Annotated in this window: 15 protein-coding genes; all 15 read right to left on the bottom strand. The window is 46.1% G+C overall.

Going from position 1 to position 15,507, the window contains the following annotated elements; genetic code table 11:
• Positions 1 to 61 precede the first annotated feature (61 nt).
• The 15 genes from mreD to GTQ48_RS10420 all read right to left on the bottom strand — a co-directional run bounded on the left by mreD (position 62) and on the right by GTQ48_RS10420 (position 15,505).
• Positions 62 to 538 carry a rod shape-determining protein MreD gene (gene mreD, locus GTQ48_RS10490; protein ID WP_163106644.1) on the bottom strand — a complete coding sequence of 159 codons (477 nt, stop codon included), beginning with the start codon at positions 536 to 538 and terminating at the stop codon, positions 62 to 64.
• On the bottom strand, positions 531 to 1,433 hold the full coding sequence (gene mreC / locus GTQ48_RS10485; protein ID WP_163106643.1) for a rod shape-determining protein MreC: 903 nt from the start codon (positions 1,431 to 1,433) through the stop codon (positions 531 to 533). Before mreC ends, mreD begins: the two co-directional genes overlap by 8 nt.
• 37 nt (positions 1,434 to 1,470) lie before the next feature.
• Positions 1,471 to 2,514 (bottom strand): rod shape-determining protein, encoded by a 1,044-nt coding sequence (locus GTQ48_RS10480; protein ID WP_032094811.1) that lies wholly within the window; start codon positions 2,512 to 2,514, stop codon positions 1,471 to 1,473.
• 342 nt (positions 2,515 to 2,856) lie between these two features.
• Positions 2,857 to 6,603: an H-type lectin domain-containing protein gene (locus GTQ48_RS10475; protein ID WP_163106642.1), complete on the bottom strand. Its 3,747-nt coding sequence runs from the start codon at positions 6,601 to 6,603 to the stop codon at positions 2,857 to 2,859.
• Positions 6,600 to 7,058, bottom strand: coding sequence for an agglutinin biogenesis protein MshP (locus tag GTQ48_RS10470; protein WP_163106641.1), 459 nt, complete (start codon positions 7,056 to 7,058; stop codon positions 6,600 to 6,602). The genes GTQ48_RS10475 and GTQ48_RS10470 overlap by 4 nt, the downstream gene beginning before the upstream one ends.
• A complete protein-coding gene (locus GTQ48_RS10465) occupies positions 7,048 to 7,785 on the bottom strand; it encodes a PilW family protein (RefSeq protein WP_163106640.1) in 738 nt (245 codons plus the stop codon). Before GTQ48_RS10465 ends, GTQ48_RS10470 begins: the two co-directional genes overlap by 11 nt.
• A complete protein-coding gene (locus tag GTQ48_RS10460; RefSeq protein WP_163106639.1) occupies positions 7,785 to 8,291 on the bottom strand; it encodes a prepilin-type N-terminal cleavage/methylation domain-containing protein in 507 nt (168 codons plus the stop codon). The genes GTQ48_RS10465 and GTQ48_RS10460 overlap by 1 nt, the downstream gene beginning before the upstream one ends.
• Positions 8,281 to 8,739 carry a prepilin-type N-terminal cleavage/methylation domain-containing protein gene (locus tag GTQ48_RS10455; RefSeq protein WP_163106638.1) on the bottom strand — a complete coding sequence of 153 codons (459 nt, stop codon included), beginning with the start codon at positions 8,737 to 8,739 and terminating at the stop codon, positions 8,281 to 8,283. The genes GTQ48_RS10460 and GTQ48_RS10455 overlap by 11 nt, the downstream gene beginning before the upstream one ends.
• 1 nt (position 8,740) lies before the next feature.
• Positions 8,741 to 9,244, bottom strand: coding sequence for a prepilin-type N-terminal cleavage/methylation domain-containing protein (locus GTQ48_RS10450; protein ID WP_163106637.1), 504 nt, complete (start codon positions 9,242 to 9,244; stop codon positions 8,741 to 8,743).
• A 22-nt stretch (positions 9,245 to 9,266) separates the two neighbouring features.
• Entirely contained in the window at positions 9,267 to 9,854 is a 588-nt protein-coding gene (locus GTQ48_RS10445) for a prepilin-type N-terminal cleavage/methylation domain-containing protein (RefSeq protein ID WP_163106636.1), read from the bottom strand.
• A gap of 31 nt (positions 9,855 to 9,885) precedes the next feature.
• On the bottom strand, positions 9,886 to 10,374 hold the full coding sequence (locus GTQ48_RS10440; RefSeq protein ID WP_163106635.1) for a hypothetical protein: 489 nt from the start codon (positions 10,372 to 10,374) through the stop codon (positions 9,886 to 9,888).
• Between the two features lie 31 nt (positions 10,375 to 10,405).
• Positions 10,406 to 11,638, bottom strand: coding sequence for a type II secretion system F family protein (locus GTQ48_RS10435; RefSeq protein WP_163106634.1), 1,233 nt, complete (start codon positions 11,636 to 11,638; stop codon positions 10,406 to 10,408).
• The gene (locus tag GTQ48_RS10430; RefSeq protein ID WP_163106633.1) at positions 11,638 to 13,350 is read right to left on the bottom strand and encodes a GspE/PulE family protein; all 1,713 of its coding nucleotides are present in this window, start codon (positions 13,348 to 13,350) and stop codon (positions 11,638 to 11,640) included. The genes GTQ48_RS10435 and GTQ48_RS10430 overlap by 1 nt, the downstream gene beginning before the upstream one ends.
• Positions 13,350 to 14,609, bottom strand: a complete 1,260-nt coding sequence (locus GTQ48_RS10425; protein WP_163106632.1) for a tetratricopeptide repeat protein — start codon at positions 14,607 to 14,609, stop codon at positions 13,350 to 13,352. The genes GTQ48_RS10430 and GTQ48_RS10425 overlap by 1 nt, the downstream gene beginning before the upstream one ends.
• A complete protein-coding gene (locus GTQ48_RS10420) occupies positions 14,606 to 15,505 on the bottom strand; it encodes an ExeA family protein (protein WP_163106631.1) in 900 nt (299 codons plus the stop codon). Before GTQ48_RS10420 ends, GTQ48_RS10425 begins: the two co-directional genes overlap by 4 nt.
• Positions 15,506 to 15,507: the final 2 nt, after the last annotated feature.

Genomic DNA, 15,507 nt, shown 5'->3' with positions numbered 1-15,507 from the left:
AAACCTTATTATGTAGATATACACGGCATAACATGACGTCTGCCGCGCACAGCCGGCATTGTTACATGATGGAAAACTGTCTTCGCGTTTTGCGCAGTAACCAAAACACCCAGGGCCACAGCACCATAGATGCCGCAACGGGCCACAGATAATCAACTTGGAAATAGATATCGGTAAGAAGGTGTTGAACCCAAAATGTCAGCAAATGATAAAGGGAAGACAGTAGCCCGATAATAATCGCTTGTTGCCACACTGAATAGTTTCTCAAGCGTTGATAGTTAGCCGCCAAAATGTATATCGACACACTGAGGCCAAGACTATGAATGCCTAACGTCGTGCCCACCAGAATATCCATTGCAACACCAGTGATAAACGCAACACCCACATTCACCCGATTAGGCAACGCCATACTCCAGTACGCCAAAACCACTAACACCCAATCAGGGCGATAAACATCGGCTTGGATGGGCAGTGGCACAATTTGCAACACCAAGGCTATAATAATGCTGCCCCAAATAATAACGTTGCGTTTACGCATCTTCTAACTCTTCTACCACGTTGTCTTCGGGCTCTATGTCACTGTCAATTTCATCACTTGTTCCACCGTCGTCATCGTCTTCATGCCACAGCAACAGTAGATGACGCAGTCGGTCAAGACTTGCCGTAGGCGTAACAATAACCCGAGCAAAAGGACGGCTTTCATCTCTCACCACTTGTGTCACCCGGGCAACTGGGTAGCCTTCAGGAAAAATGCTTCCTAAACCAGACGATATTAAAAGGTCGCCCTCTTGAATATCAACACTATGAGGAACGTGTTCAACGTATAGCTCATTGAGTGAGCCGCTGCCTGTAGCGATAAAACGAATATCGTTGCGCAATGAACGCACCGGAATGGCATGAGTAACGTCCGCGACAAGTAAAACACGGCTGTTGGTCGACCCAACCTCCATCACCTGCCCCACAATACCCGAGTCGTCTATGACTGGTTGAGACAAATACACCCCGTCAATGGCGCCTTTGTTAATGACCACCTGCTGACTGTAAGGGTTCTTATCTACCGCCATAAGCTCTGCCACCATTTTGCGGGACTCTTGTCGCCTGGGAGCTTGTAACAGGGATCTAAGCTGTTCGTTTTCTTTAACCACCACATCAAACTGCTGAAGCTTCTCGCTCATCAACAGCAATTGGTTAGACATCGTTTGGTTTTCTGCAAGAAGCTGCTCTTTTGACGTCAGTCTTTGAGCACTTTCACTTAAAATGAGGCCGGGAAGATTGGCTAAATACTGGATGGGACTCATAAGAGAGTTTAAGTATACGCGGGTAGACTTAAACCCTTCTAATTTATGGTCGACGAATATCAACAGCACCGACAGCACAAGTGCCAGTGTCAGTCTGTTGTTTAATGAGGGACCGCGAGTAAATATAGTATCCATGATACAAAGAAGGCAACCTTAAGGTTGCCTTACCTGTTTACTCGTAACTAAACAAGTCGCCACCATGGAGGTCAATCATATCGAATGCCTTACCACCGCCACGCGCTACACAAGTAAGTGGATCGTCAGCAATAACCACCGGAATACCGGTTTCTTCCATCAACAATCGATCTAAATCTTTTAACAGTGCACCACCGCCGGTTAACACCATGCCGCGCTCGGAAATATCTGATGCAAGCTCTGGTGGAGATTGCTCTAATGCAACCATGACCGCAGAAACGATACCCGTAAGCGGCTCTTGAAGTGCTTCTAATATTTCATTTGAATTAAGTGTGAAACCACGAGGCACACCTTCGGCCAAGTTGCGTCCACGTACTTCAATTTCACGTACTTCTTCGCCAGGGTAAGCCGCGCCAATTTCGTGCTTAATACGCTCTGCTGTTGCCTCACCGATAAGCGAGCCAAAATTACGACGAACGTAGTTGATGATTGCTTCATCAAATTTGTCACCGCCAATGCGCACAGACGATGAGTACACCACGCCGTTAAGCGAGATAATCGCAACCTCGGTAGTACCACCACCGATATCAACCACCATTGAACCTTGGGCTTCTGACACTGGTAAGCCCGCACCGATAGCCGCTGCCATCGGCTCATCAATGAGATACACTTCGCGCGCTCCGGCACCTAGGGCCGATTCTTTAATTGCGCGACGTTCAACTTGAGTTGAACCACAAGGTACACAAACGAGCACCCGCGGGCTTGGACGCATGAAGTTATTGTCGTGAACCTGCTTAATGAAATGCTGAAGCATTTTTTCAGTCACGTAGAAATCGGCGATAACACCGTCTTTCATAGGGCGGATTGCACGGATGTTACCCGGCGTACGACCTAGCATACGCTTTGCTTCTGCACCTACTGCAGCCACACTTTTAGGGCCTGCTGCACGTTCTTGTCGAATAGCAACTACTGAGGGTTCGTTGAGAACAATACCTTGGTCTTTAACGTAAATCAGCGTATTAGCTGTTCCGAGGTCGATGGACAGATCGTTAGAGAACATGCCTCGAAGCTTTTTAAACATGAAGAGTGTATTCCTGTTTTTATGTTAACGCGTATTTGCAAGGATGAGATGGCGACGCTTTAACGTGAAGTCGAATGTAATTTCGCACACTTTAACAATGGGGGCAATTTTCGGCAAGCAATGCCGATGGTTACCGTTAAAATATCTTCATTTTTTATCAAATCAATGCGAAACCAATATGTTTGCCATATGTCACGCAGCATTGTTACAGCGCAGCACTGTCACGACAATAACACATAACCGTAGTAGGAAACTCACTACTGTATAAAGATAAGCAACCTACTGCCTTATCAAAGGGTGAAATTGTCTAAGCGTGTATAAGGACATGAATAAACATGTGCACTAGTTGCCTATTTTCTCGCGCTTATAAATAATGTTGTCATTACCTCGGTACACACCAAAGGTTAACGTGGCCGAGGGTGGTTCATCTGCCACGTCGTTGTTACTCCAATCCCACAGTAACCACGGCGGGGTATCAAAGGTAACAAAGAATTCACCTTCGCCATTAGGCGAAGTAATTCGAATACCTTCACCAGACACATAGCTTCCCTGCGATAATGTGCCTGAATTTTCAGTGACTAAGTCGCTTGATGCATCGTTAACCCTAGTGTGATCATACGCTGTGCAGCTATCATTCGCATTTACACGCCAGTCTTGACCATCAAAATATTGGGTAGAAAAAGGCAGTAGTAATGGTTCGTTAGCACTGCCGTAATTATTCACCAGCGTGGCTCTTCCGTAGGCAAAGTCGAGGCCTGCATCAACAGTTGCCAAACAGACTCCTGAGCATGTGCTGCCGTTAACCAAGGCATTTTCTAATTGCCCACGTTCAATATTCAATACCAGCGAAGTATTCGTATACGCCCCGTCCAACTGAGCGCTGCCAAGGCGCGTAAAAATAATGTCGGTGTCGGTAAAGTTAATTTCCCCAGTAGCACCTGATTGCGGCCAACTTATCGCATCTACATTAGCTAAACGGTTAAGTAACACGCCATCAGACTCAATGACCATCTCTAGCCCGAATAGCTTATCAAAGCCCCCTCGATAATTACTTGTGCGCTGTCCATTGTGATTAAGTGCTGAAAGCGTGTAAGACACGTTTGAAATGGGTTGATCAAAATAGGTGAAACTCTGGCCAACTTCACAGGCAGCATCCACATTCCCCGTCAGTGCGAAGTTTGCTGGAGCGAAACGACCAACATTCTCTATTTGCCCCTGAACTAGAGTACTGGTTAAGTACGGCGCCCTTGCATTAATCCCAATAGTGCCAACTTCATCGTAGTTAAGCCCTACGGTTGTAACAGGCTCATCGTTAAATACTACTTGAGCAGTCCCCCCTGTACTTGATGCTGATAACGCTAAATTGCCAGTAACGCCGGCTGCGGGCAGAATTGCGGTTGGTGTTAAAGATACAGTGCCAGAAAAATGCTCAGCCGATATATTGTTATCGAGAACACTAAAATCGTCAGGTATGCCATCTTCATTGGTATCTTCACCCTCTACCCATTGGGTGGCTCGAAGCTCCAACACAAATTCTTCACCGGTTAACGCGAGCAAAGAGTCGTTAGCAGAAAACGCATATGCATTCGCATTTGGGCCTGTTTTAGCATTATTTAAAATACGAGTAGCGAAGCCGAATGGCCTTACCGTAAATAGATTTGACGAGCCCGCCACACCTGAGCGCCCGGCTATACTTGCTGACAGGGATACCTCACCAGCATCGGGGTATTGCACGGTGATGATGGCTTGTGAGTCGCTATTAAATAAAAGCGGCACGGCAGTTGGTGAGAGACCGAGTGTATAGTCTTTGTTATTGTTACTAACAAGCATTTGATTTGAACAGTTGCCGCTGCTTGAGCAGTTATAGTTCATGTCTACTTCAATTTCATTGTCTCGCAGTAAATCGGAAGCTTCACAGGCTTCAACAGCATACGTCTTTTTATTAAACCCAACATCTGATGGCTTACCGGAAATTTGAGAAACAATAACATCGTTACCATCGGTGATATTTTTAAAGACCATACCATCTTTTTTAAAATCTATTTTACAGCTCCCCAGTGTCACCTCTTTACCGCCAATAAAACAGCGCAGCTGTGAGGATGGTGTTTCGCCAGAGGTCGCTAAAACCGGATCGTTACCTTTTAAGCTTTCGATATTAAGGCTTGTTTGCCCAGTAAATGAAACGTTATCGGTGGGAGACCAAGTATAGTTGTTACCCGACGCTGGCAATAAGCCGACTGTAGAGGGTTGGGAATAAAGAAGATTGCAGTCGACGTCAGCACATGCTTTAAGCGTCACGCTTTTTGCTGCACAACTGCTTCCCTTGTTATCGGCCATTTCAAAACGGTAATGGTTAAGCACCTCTATCACTTCTCGTCCGCATATACCGGGGATAGCAGTAGGCACATTATTCGCAGTGAGAAGCAATGTGTCATCAGTAGTAATCCCAGCACCTGCGGTAAATCGGCCTACAAGGTTACCGCTTAGCACATTGGTAAACCTAATTTGCCCTTTAGCCAGAATTAGCGCATTGGGGTTTGCGCCATCAATGACGACGTCACCGTCAACATAAATCGCCAAATATGCGCCATCTTCTACATTAATCGAAGCCGAGGCGATGGTGAGAAGCGTGGGAAGCTCGCCACCAGCATCGGCAATATAAATTCTCGTAGGTGCAACAACATTATAATCTCCTGGCCCAATGACCACCGTTTGGCGTTTGAAAAAGTAATCGCCGGCTAGCGTAGTGCCTATCTCGGGTCCAGTGTCCTGAATATCAAGGGTTGGAATAGCTCTGGCTTGTGAATCGGTTAACGCATCGGTGTTGGTAGCAAAGCAATTTCGACCATTCACGCCGCAATCCGGTAAATTATTACCCTGCCCGTTAGCATCAGTTCGTAAATCAAATGTGGTTAGCGCCCCATCGTTTTCATCGATAATTCGAGAACGAGAAGACAGAAAGATATCGCTACCGCCAAAGGTAGCTAGCGCACCGGGGAATGCAACATCACAGCTTGGAAGATTTCCACTAAACACAAATTCTGAGGTCATCGCCAGAATGCTGGCATCCTCTTCAGGGTGCCTACGCTCATTATCTTCGCTTCTGTCTTCATCGACTCTTAGGCCTAAAAGGTTGTTATTCACTGCGCAACTTCTCAACCAGCCGCCTTCGTTGCCATTTCTACTTATTTTACTTGCTGCTACTAATGGCGTTTGCGAATAGTTATTTTTAAAGTTGTTGCGAAAGCAGCCATCGCTCCAACCTTTTATTCGCGTTTCAGCAAAGTCAGCTTCCCACTCCACTTCTTTGCCACTATCATCAAAAAAGCTGCGTCCAAAACCTTCTGTGGTTGCCAGGTAGGCAACGGTTTCATCCCTAGATACAGGCCCGAATTCAGTTTCAGACGCCTCCAGCGCGATAAAGTACGCCATATCGAGCTGCGGTATCGCAGGTGTTAAATTACTCCCCACCGCATCGTATTTGGCGGCAATGGTTAAGTAGGGCAACAAGTGCTCATTGGGCGGTTTTTTTCCATTGACGTCTATTTGGTTATTAAGCGTTTGGATGGAGTGAAAAAACACTGGTTGTTCGCCAAAATCAGTCTCTAATTGCACCTCAGCATAACGGGACTCATCTGACCCTGTCAGCCCCCCTACCCCGTACCAGGGCGATTTGGGTGAGGCTTGTATGGTGTCGGGCCCAAGCTGCATCTTACCCACTTCCACAATATCGCCGTCTGGAAATTCATGAACGCCATAGGCAATGGCGAGATAGTGCGCCCCCATTGTGATATGAGGGCCATCTTCACCTGACGGCTCAAGGGGCAAAGCCTCAAACCCGGTTCGTGTTACATTGCGAATTTTCACAATAGCAGGATTTGACCCTTGGCTTGTAGAGAGCATAAATACTGCTGGCGGCTCGTCGTACACTTGAGAAAAACTGATCGTTGTCCACTCTGCTTTATTGTAGGTATTTTGCAGTTCAATAAAACGCCCCTCAATTTGAGGCACCGAAAAAGCGTTAAAGCAAAATAAAACTGTCAGCGTGGCTGCCAAACGCAAAGCCAATTGAAATTTGGTGTACATCATTCTTCTTGCCTTATTTCTACTAAAAGCTCACGGGACGTATTGAGTTGACCACTACTACAAGCAGCAAGAGCGCCAAGAGAGTAAACTCTTATTGCACCGCCGCCCACCTCTGGCTCATCAACATTAATCTCAACCTCGCAAGAGAGGCTTACCGAACAGTTTTGCATATTCGTGGTACTAAATATCACTGGTGTAGTGACCACACTGCACTGTGGATTGCCGCCGCTGACAACCCGGAATATAGCTACCTCCAACGCACTTTGCGCCGTTAGGTAAGCTCTTGCACCGTAATATTCGATGGACTGCTGGCGAACGGTAGATGAAATCTGATTGGAAAGTGCAATACCCAACCCTAAAAGCACGATGCTTATAACAAGCGCCACTACAATCGTAGAGCCACGCTGCTTTTGGGGTAATGGTTGACGCTGCGCCAATACGCTTCGGCTAGGGAACATTGGGAAAGTGAATCTCGTGCAATATTGAAAGGGGCTCGTCGCCGCGTGCCTGAAGGGTTAACTGTAACTCTATTAAGCCATTTTGCTGTAACCCTGCAGTACTAATATTCGCGCTCCATTGGGACACATTGGTGGCAATAAGGCCACTGGTTCCGCTTTGGGTTCTTACTAACGCTTCACCGGCGGTGGTGGTCGCTTTGCACACAGAAACTTGAGCTTCAGGTACAAAAAAGCGCTTACCCGGTGACGTTTGATTTACTGGTGTATTAAGGGTTATATCGTGTTGATTTACGCTTGTAGGGGCATCGGCGGAACTGTTGATAGCATCTATCGTACGGCCATTATCGGTAACACTTTGTGGGTTAGTTGGATATACCACCAGCGTGTCGTTTACAGCAAGCGTGCTGTTAAACACCACCACGTGCATGGGGTTGTCGAACGCATCATCCACATAAGTGCCACTTTGCTTTATTGGGTAATAGGTTAAACAGCCAAGCGTTGGGTCGTAGGAAACCGAGTTAGGCACTATATTTCGCAGCTCCTTTTCGAGGCGAAGGATGATAAACCTAGCCTCAGAGACTAATCTTGTGCGCTCGGCACCGGTAACATATATTTGCGCACTTAGTGAAATAACTTGAGCGATAGATGCGCTAATCACGCCCAAAATAGTTATCACTAGGATTAGCTCGATGAGGGTGAAACCTTTTTGAGAAGAAGGCCCGCTCATTAGTAGCTGCCCCTATACGCACTAAATCCATAGGTTTGACCATCGGGCGCGGTTACCGCAACATCCACGCGCTTAAACGTTTCACCGTCATTTGCCGTGCTGTCGCTCAAATCGCTGTCATATTCAACCACTACACTCACACTGTAGCTTGCATAAATGCCTCCAACGTCAGCAAGTGTAAACCCGTTGTAATCATCTACATCGTCATAGTCGCTCTCATTGGCTTCTTCAGGGCCTAGAGTAGTAGAACAGTTTCCTTTTTGGTTACAGGTTTCAAAAGGCGGGCTTCTGTCACTGTTTTCGTCAAAGGAGCGACTTAAAATATCATTTAACAATGACTGACCTAGCTTTGCTGCTTTGACTTGCCGTAAAGGCTCAGCCGTTTGTGCTGCTTGCGGCGCAATAAGGGAGAGTACAACGGTAAGACTAATTGAAAAAACAACAATACCGATTATCAGCTCAAGAAGGGTAAATCCGCGACTTGCCACTAAAGAGTTAACACGCATATATCGCGCCCTCTTGCTGTAGGCATACCGCCACATTCTTTACGCGAATTTCACACGGGGTATTACAGGCAATATTGCTTGGTTTTCCCATATTATCGAATTGAATTTGCGTAAAAGCCGCGTTACTTTCATCAGCAGTTTGAAATGAAAAACCGGAAGGGGCATTAACAACTTGGTCGCGATCAAATGCAGTAGAAACAGCATTACTACAGTCATGCCCTGCGGGCGGCGCTATCGTAGATGGGGTGATTTTAACACAGCTAGTATCGTTGACATTTTGCATGGCGCGTAGCTGAATGTTGCGCACTACGTGCAACGTTCTATCTCGAAGGGCGGTAGCCTCTTCGCTGTCGTTGCCTAAAAATCGGGGCGCGACAGTAGCTGCCAGCACCCCAATAACCAGTATGGTTATGATAAGTTCTACAAGTGTAAAACCTAACTTTTTCACATTACTGAACGCACGTGTTAACGGTGATCACTGGACGTACCCCCGAGCCAGTTGAATCTGAGTACACAACCGAACATGCCGATGTTGCAGCATCTGGAGCCGTAGTACTATATTCCCCGAAGCCCGTTGAATAAACCAGTACGTCAGTGCCAGAAGCTAACGCAACGACACCAAACTCACCTGCATCAAAATCGATAAGCGCATTGACGTTCGCTACTATCGCCTGTGGATAACCATTTACAGCAGTAACAGTGACACTGTTACCTAGGTTTACAGTTGCGGGGGTAGCTGCTGTGCCTGATACATTTTGTATCAATGCTTTGCCATTGACGACAGACGCAGCAGTTTCAAGTGAACCTCTTATGCCCTCTAATGTTGCATCTCTGGCATCATCTTGTAGGTTTAAAAACTTTGGCGCCGCGGTAACCGCAAGGATGCCAAGTAAAACAATCACTATGATAAGTTCGATTAGGGTAAAACCCTGTTGCTTTGATATTTTTTGCATAATTTAACGTCCTATGCGTTATTTAAAAAACAGTTACCTGACCAGTGGCCGGGTTGTAAGTAAATCCATCGTTTGTTGTACCATCTGGTACACCGTCAGCTGGCGCAGAGTTATTGGGTAGCCCCATAGACTGCACCAAATAATAGTTACATATCGTATTTGCGCCTGAGCCATCGATACGCACTGCATACCTAAAATCTGCAATAACAGCATCATTAGTTGATGTGGTATTGGTAGGTGCAGACTGAAGTATTAAGTCGAACACGTTTTTACACTGGTTAACGTCTACCGACGTTATCAGCGTATTGCCCGCGGCACTGCCCGTTGGGTAGCCCACTGTGCCATCAACGCCCACTGGGGTTTGGTCATAAGTGATAGCTGTTCCGTTGGCACTGCCGTTATTGCCATTTGGTCTACCTTCCACTTCCCACTGCGCGCGTACTAGCCCTACAGCGGCAGCAAAGCCACCGGCAACGCCTTCAACACTGGCTTCTCGCGCTTCATCGGTAACATCAATAAAACGAGGTAATGCCGTAGCCGCCAGTAGCCCCAAAATAATGACCACAATGATCAACTCAATAAGTGTAAAACCTTGTTGTTTCACTGCCACGCCCTCTTTTTTTCGCGGTAACCCGCCAACATTAATATGAATAGTGATTTCTCATTGCGCCACTCTCAGCGCTATAGGTAAACCACGGTTGCTCATCGATAAAATACTCACACAGTAAGAAGCCATTTTGCTTACGCGTTTTACTGTGCATCTCACTGCCAACTTCATCCCCGGCTAGCGAAAGTAAATAGTCACACGGGTTACTGCTGCCTTTCGCTGAACCCACTGGCCAACCATTTATATTCATGGCCATACTCGTTGCAGCGTGTTTATTTTGTGACAGCGTGCCGCTGGGGCCCACCTGGGTTTCATAAATAGAAACAGGTGAGCTTTTTGTTCTTATCCACTGCGCTCTAGCTTGCATAGCAATGCGCTGAAAATTACCTAATAACGCTTCTTTTTTTACCGTTTCAGCTTCTTCTAAAACAGGCATCATGTGGTTGACATACGTCATCGTCACCAGCACTAATAAAATACCAATGGTAATGAAGTTAAAAAGCCCGCTTCGCGCCACTTTCACTTACCGTTTGACCGCATGAGCATTAATCATGTTAGCCGCCTTTTACCGCTGACATCATGTCCCACATTGGGGTAAAGATACCTAGCGCTAGCACTAACACCATCACCGCTACGAACCCTATAAGTATAGGTTCAATTTTTGCAGTGAGGCTTTTTAAATCAAAATCTACCTCACGCTCGTAATAGTCTGCGCTTTCATCAAGGAGCGGCTCTAGACGACCGGTTTCTTCACCTACTGCAACCATCTGCAGTACTAAATTTGAAAACAGCTCACTCGATTTAGAAACCCGCAGTAAACTCTCGCCTTTCTCGATGCCTTTTCGCATTTCAATAATACGGGTACGCATATAAGCATTATCAACAGCATCCGCAGTTAACGACAAACCGGAGGTTAGCGGTACACCTGCACGCAGAATCATTGAAAAACTTCTGCTATAACGTGACAACAATGATCGCTCAATAATGCCACCAACAATAGGCAACTTTAGTTTAAATTTGTCCCATTTCAACCGTCCATTAGTCGAATCAAGGTACTGTTTCACCACAATTATTCCACCAACAAGGGCCACCAGCATCACCCACCAGTAGTTAACAAATAAATCTGAAGTACCAATTAGTATTCGCGTCATCAACGGCAGCTCAGTATTGAACCTTGCGAACATTTGGGTAAAAACAGGTACTACAAAAAGGTTAAGTATAAACATGGCGATAACCAACGCGATAATCACAAAGGTGGGATACCGCAGAGCTGATTTTATACGCTTGCGTGTTTCCTGCTCTCTTTCAAAGTAAAGGGCCAACTGCAGAAACACATCGTCTAACTTACCCGTATTTTCCCCGACTACCACAACAGAAATAGACAGTCTGGAAAAGATATTTTCATATTTAGACATAGCCGATGACAGACTTCTTCCTTGCTCAAGCTGCTCCGCAATATCTTTTAATACTGCTTGAAAACGCTTGTGCGATGCGTTTTCAGATAACCCTCTAATGGCTCGAATAATAGGGATACCCGCTTTTAATAAAGAGTACATTTGACGAGAGAATATGATCATCTCATCAATGCCAACCTTAGACTCAAACCACGCACTTACATCAACATTAAGCCCTGAGCTGGATGACTGTTTTTTCGATTCTTGTATCGTTAATGGCACAATTTTTTTCGACAGCAATGCCTGCGCTGCACCTTGTTGAGAGGCAGCTTCAATAAAACCTTTTATAGGTTCACCTTGTGCAGATTTACCAGCATATTCAAACTGTGGCATCAGTGATTAATGACCTCTGGCACGAACTCCGCCACTTTAAACACTTCATCAAGAGACGTTTTACCCTCTGCGGCATAATCAAGCGCCATATGAGAAAGCGGTGTAAAATCTTTGTTCGCTTTTGTGGCATCAACAAAGCCCTGGGTGTTACTTTCTCGCAGGGACTCCATCATATCTTCGTTCATTTCCAGCATTTCAAATACACCAATTCGCCCTTTGTAGCCGGTATGATTACAGGTGTTACACCCGCTACCTTTGTAAAAGGTTGCGTTTTCAAGTTCGGGCATTAAGAACCGAACCCATGTTTGCTCTTGAACACTCGGGGCGCTGGTAGTTTTGCAGTTTTCGCATATGCGCCTTACTAACCGCTGAGCCACAATACCTCGTAGTGAAGTAGCAACTAAATACGGTGCCGCTCCCATATCGATAAGACGTATGGCGCTGGTTACTGCATCATTGGTGTGTAGCGTACTTAATACCAAGTGGCCTGTTAGTGCGCCCCGCAAGCCTATCTCCACGGTTTCTTGGTCACGCATTTCACCTACCATGATAACGTCTGGGTCTTGACGTAACGTAGTCCGTAAAATAGAGGCAAAATCCAACCCTATTTTGGCGTTAGTTTGTACTTGGTTTATTCGAGGCAGCCTGTATTCAATGGGGTCTTCAACAGTAATAATCTTTAAATCAGGTTTGTTCAGTTCGCTTAAGGCGCCGTACAATGTGGTCGTTTTACCGGACCCCGTTGGACCTGTGACCAAAATCATCCCATGTGGGCGATGAATGGCAGCGCGAAATTTGCGTACCATTGCGTCGGGCATTCCGGTTTGATCAAGGGTAAGCAACCCTGCGGATTGATCTAATAACCGCATTACTACCGATTCGCCGTTGCTCACCGGCATGGTTGAGAGTCTCACATCTATGGTGTGACCTTTTACCTTAATATTAAAACGGCCGTCCTGAGGTATACGCTTCTCTGAGATATCTAAACCTGACATCAGCTTTAAACGCAGAACGAGCGCCGACGCAATCTTCACCTGATCTAAGGTGTTTTCTTGCAGCACACCATCTACGCGCTGACGAATGCGCAATATATTTTCATCAGGCTCTATGTGGATATCTGACGCTCGCACCTGTACTGCATCTTCAAAAATAGAATGCAGTAATTTAACTACCGTAGCGTCAGACGTATTGTCATCTAACGCAGATAGCTCGAATTCAACATCGTCCTCGTATTCCTCATGAAGCTTTTCTGCAAATGAAGCGATATCCCGTGTACGACGGTAAACCGAGTCGAATGCCTCAACAATCTGATTGTCTTGCACAATAGCCAGCTCAACAGTGCGTGGCTCAAATAGGGGCATTAACTGATCAAGCCCGCCTAGATCAGTAGGGTCGCTCATACCGAGCAGTACGGTTTTATCGTCTACTTCAATTACCAGCGCGCGATACCGCCGAGCGTAGGTTTCCGGTAAAAGCTGAGCATGTTCCGGCGTAATATTGCGGTGGGAAATATCTAAAAACGGTACATTTAGCTGCTGTGCTAAGAAGCGTAATAACTGTGGCTCGCTAATAAAATTGAGCTCGATTAATGTGTCGCCCAGTTTACGCCCTGTGCTTCGCTGTGCTGACAGGGCTTGGTTAAGCTGCTCGCTTGTGATGATATTTTCATGGACAAGTAAGTCACCTAATCGCATTTTTAACCGTGGTTGCATTAACGTACCTCCTTTAATGCATTCAACCTTTCGATGACATACTGCTTAGAGGCAGGAGAAACGCCCCCTTGGGCAAGTGCGGCTTCAAATGCATTAATAGCCTCTCCGTTTTGCCCTAGCTGGTCGTAATTAGCCCCTAAGGCCAGCCACCACTTCCCATTTTGTGGCTGTAAAGCCGTCATGGCAGAGAATGCGGATATCGCAACCTCTGGCTTATTGATTGCTTGAGCGGCAGTACCCATAATAATGAGATAGTCGCTGCGCTGCTCTTTCACCGCCTGTTGGTTAAATGCTTCAGGCATAACGCTTAACGCTTCTTCGAAGCGACTTTTTGCGATAAGAATTTTACCCATTAGCTCTCGCCACATGAGGTTTTGAGGCTCAATGCTCACCCCCTTTGATAAAACAGACAGCGCCATTGGAATATTATTTTGTCCGAAGTATAAGGCGGCAAGTTGCTTGCGGGCCTCAAGGTTTTTAGGCTCTACCTGAAGAGCCAGTAGAAAATTCTGTTCGGCATCTTCAAACATACCAAATTGATAAGCGTTTAAACCGGCGTCTAAATGAACCGCACTCTGCTGCTTCTGGGTTTTAGGTGTTATTGCGGGTTTGCTGCTTACTACCGTGCTGTTTGTTGTCGTTCTCTTTCTATCAGCAACATTATTATTAACAGCGTCTTTATCATCCGCATTGTTATCAGCAGTGGCCGTTTTAATGTCTTTTACACTTCCCTTAGCTTGGGTAGCGGCCTCTTTTAGCCTTTCTTCTTGAATCGCTGTATCTCTGGCCTTTCTATATTCGGCCTCATCATCAAAGGCTGACTGCCCTGCTTGGCTTTCTTCTAAAGCGCTTTGTTCTAACTGATCAGGCACTTGTTCAAACACTTGTTCAACGACCGGCGTAGATTGAGCTAGCAGTGCTCTGTCCTTATCAGATAAAGGCACGCTCTGCATGCCTTCACTCGGCGACGAATCGGACGTGTCATAAGCCGTTTTGGGAATAGCTTCAGAAGCGGTTTTGGAAGGCGTTTCAAATGCGTTTACAGAAGGCTCTTTGGAAGCCGTTGAATTTTGCGAACTCTCTGGCTTATCACCTATAGAGTAAAGTGCCGACCACACCACCAAAACTAGCACTGCAATTAGCGCGAATACTTTGCGTATAGAAAAAGACTTACGAAGCTGCACAGTGGGCGGTAAACCAAAATCACTTTCTTGGTTTCTATCATCAAGGGACTTCAACGTGTTGTTTAAAATACTCATAAGCCACCTAGCGTCATTTGCCAAGTGCCCAGCGCTGCAACGAGCGCAAGAGAGAGAAAAAATAAACGCTTTTGAGGCAGTACCCGTCGTCTGCAGTCTTCTGTGTCCAAAATAGCGCTGACCAAATGCTTAGATGTTGCCGCCTTCTTTCCTTCTCCATACACAGAGAGAAGGAGTTTATGACATACGATATTCACTAATCTCGGGGTACCTGAGCTTGTAAACGCAACGAAAGGGCGCAAATACCGAGGGATCAGCCCTTCATCACCGCCTGCTGTCACTAATCGGTGTCCAATGTAATAGTCTATCTCAGCGCGGGTCATTTTTCGCAGCGAATAAGAAAAGGTTATCCTTTGGCGAATCTGCCTCACTCTTTGGTTGTCAAGATTGTCATTTAATTCTGGCTGTCCGAAGAGTACGATTTGAAGCAGCTTGCTTTTCTCAGTTTCTAAATTGCTAAACAGTCGCAGTATTTCCAGCGAATCCCAGCTTAACGCCTGTGCTTCATCAATAATAAGAATTGCCTGACGCCCTTCGGCTTTTAGGCTCAATAGCTTTTCTTCAATATTGTTGTGCAGGTTAACCCGCTCTTTCGTCTTGCCCGTTTTAATTCCCAACTCTTTGGCAAAAGCGATGCGCAATTCGTCGGGAGACAAGTACGGATTTGGCAAATAACACGCCACAAATCGGTCTGATAAATGATTGATAAGTTTGCGGCACAGTAACGTTTTTCCCGTCCCTACCTCGCCAGTCACTTTTATAAAACCTTCGGACATACTTAGCGCGGTGAGGATAACTTTTAGCGCTTCATTATGCGGTGCTAACGCACAGAAAAAATCGGTATTCGGCGTAAGCGAAAACGGCATTTCGTTGAAGTGAAAAAAGTCCTTATACATAG

It is taken from the genome of Alteromonas genovensis (assembly GCF_010500895.1).
GTDB lineage: Bacteria > Pseudomonadota > Gammaproteobacteria > Enterobacterales > Alteromonadaceae > Alteromonas > Alteromonas genovensis.
The sequence above is the reverse complement of the archived record's forward strand: the minus strand, read 5'-3'. Positions and strand labels throughout refer to the sequence as shown.

Coding starts and splice junctions, on each gene's coding strand:
- GTQ48_RS10475 (WP_163106642.1), bottom strand. CDS start 6,603: ATGATGTACACCAAATTTCAATTGGCTTTGCGTTTGGCAGCCACGCTG.
- GTQ48_RS10430 (WP_163106633.1), bottom strand. CDS start 13,350: ATGCAACCACGGTTAAAAATGCGATTAGGTGACTTACTTGTCCATGAA.
- mreD (WP_163106644.1), bottom strand. CDS start 538: ATGCGTAAACGCAACGTTATTATTTGGGGCAGCATTATTATAGCCTTG.
- GTQ48_RS10425 (WP_163106632.1), bottom strand. CDS start 14,609: ATGAGTATTTTAAACAACACGTTGAAGTCCCTTGATGATAGAAACCAA.
- GTQ48_RS10465 (WP_163106640.1), bottom strand. CDS start 7,785: ATGAGCGGGCCTTCTTCTCAAAAAGGTTTCACCCTCATCGAGCTAATC.
- mreC (WP_163106643.1), bottom strand. CDS start 1,433: ATGGATACTATATTTACTCGCGGTCCCTCATTAAACAACAGACTGACA.
- GTQ48_RS10460 (WP_163106639.1), bottom strand. CDS start 8,291: ATGCGTGTTAACTCTTTAGTGGCAAGTCGCGGATTTACCCTTCTTGAG.
- GTQ48_RS10450 (WP_163106637.1), bottom strand. CDS start 9,244: ATGCAAAAAATATCAAAGCAACAGGGTTTTACCCTAATCGAACTTATC.
- GTQ48_RS10470 (WP_163106641.1), bottom strand. CDS start 7,058: ATGTTCCCTAGCCGAAGCGTATTGGCGCAGCGTCAACCATTACCCCAA.
- GTQ48_RS10420 (WP_163106631.1), bottom strand. CDS start 15,505: ATGTATAAGGACTTTTTTCACTTCAACGAAATGCCGTTTTCGCTTACG.
- GTQ48_RS10435 (WP_163106634.1), bottom strand. CDS start 11,638: ATGCCACAGTTTGAATATGCTGGTAAATCTGCACAAGGTGAACCTATA.
- GTQ48_RS10480 (WP_032094811.1), bottom strand. CDS start 2,514: ATGTTTAAAAAGCTTCGAGGCATGTTCTCTAACGATCTGTCCATCGAC.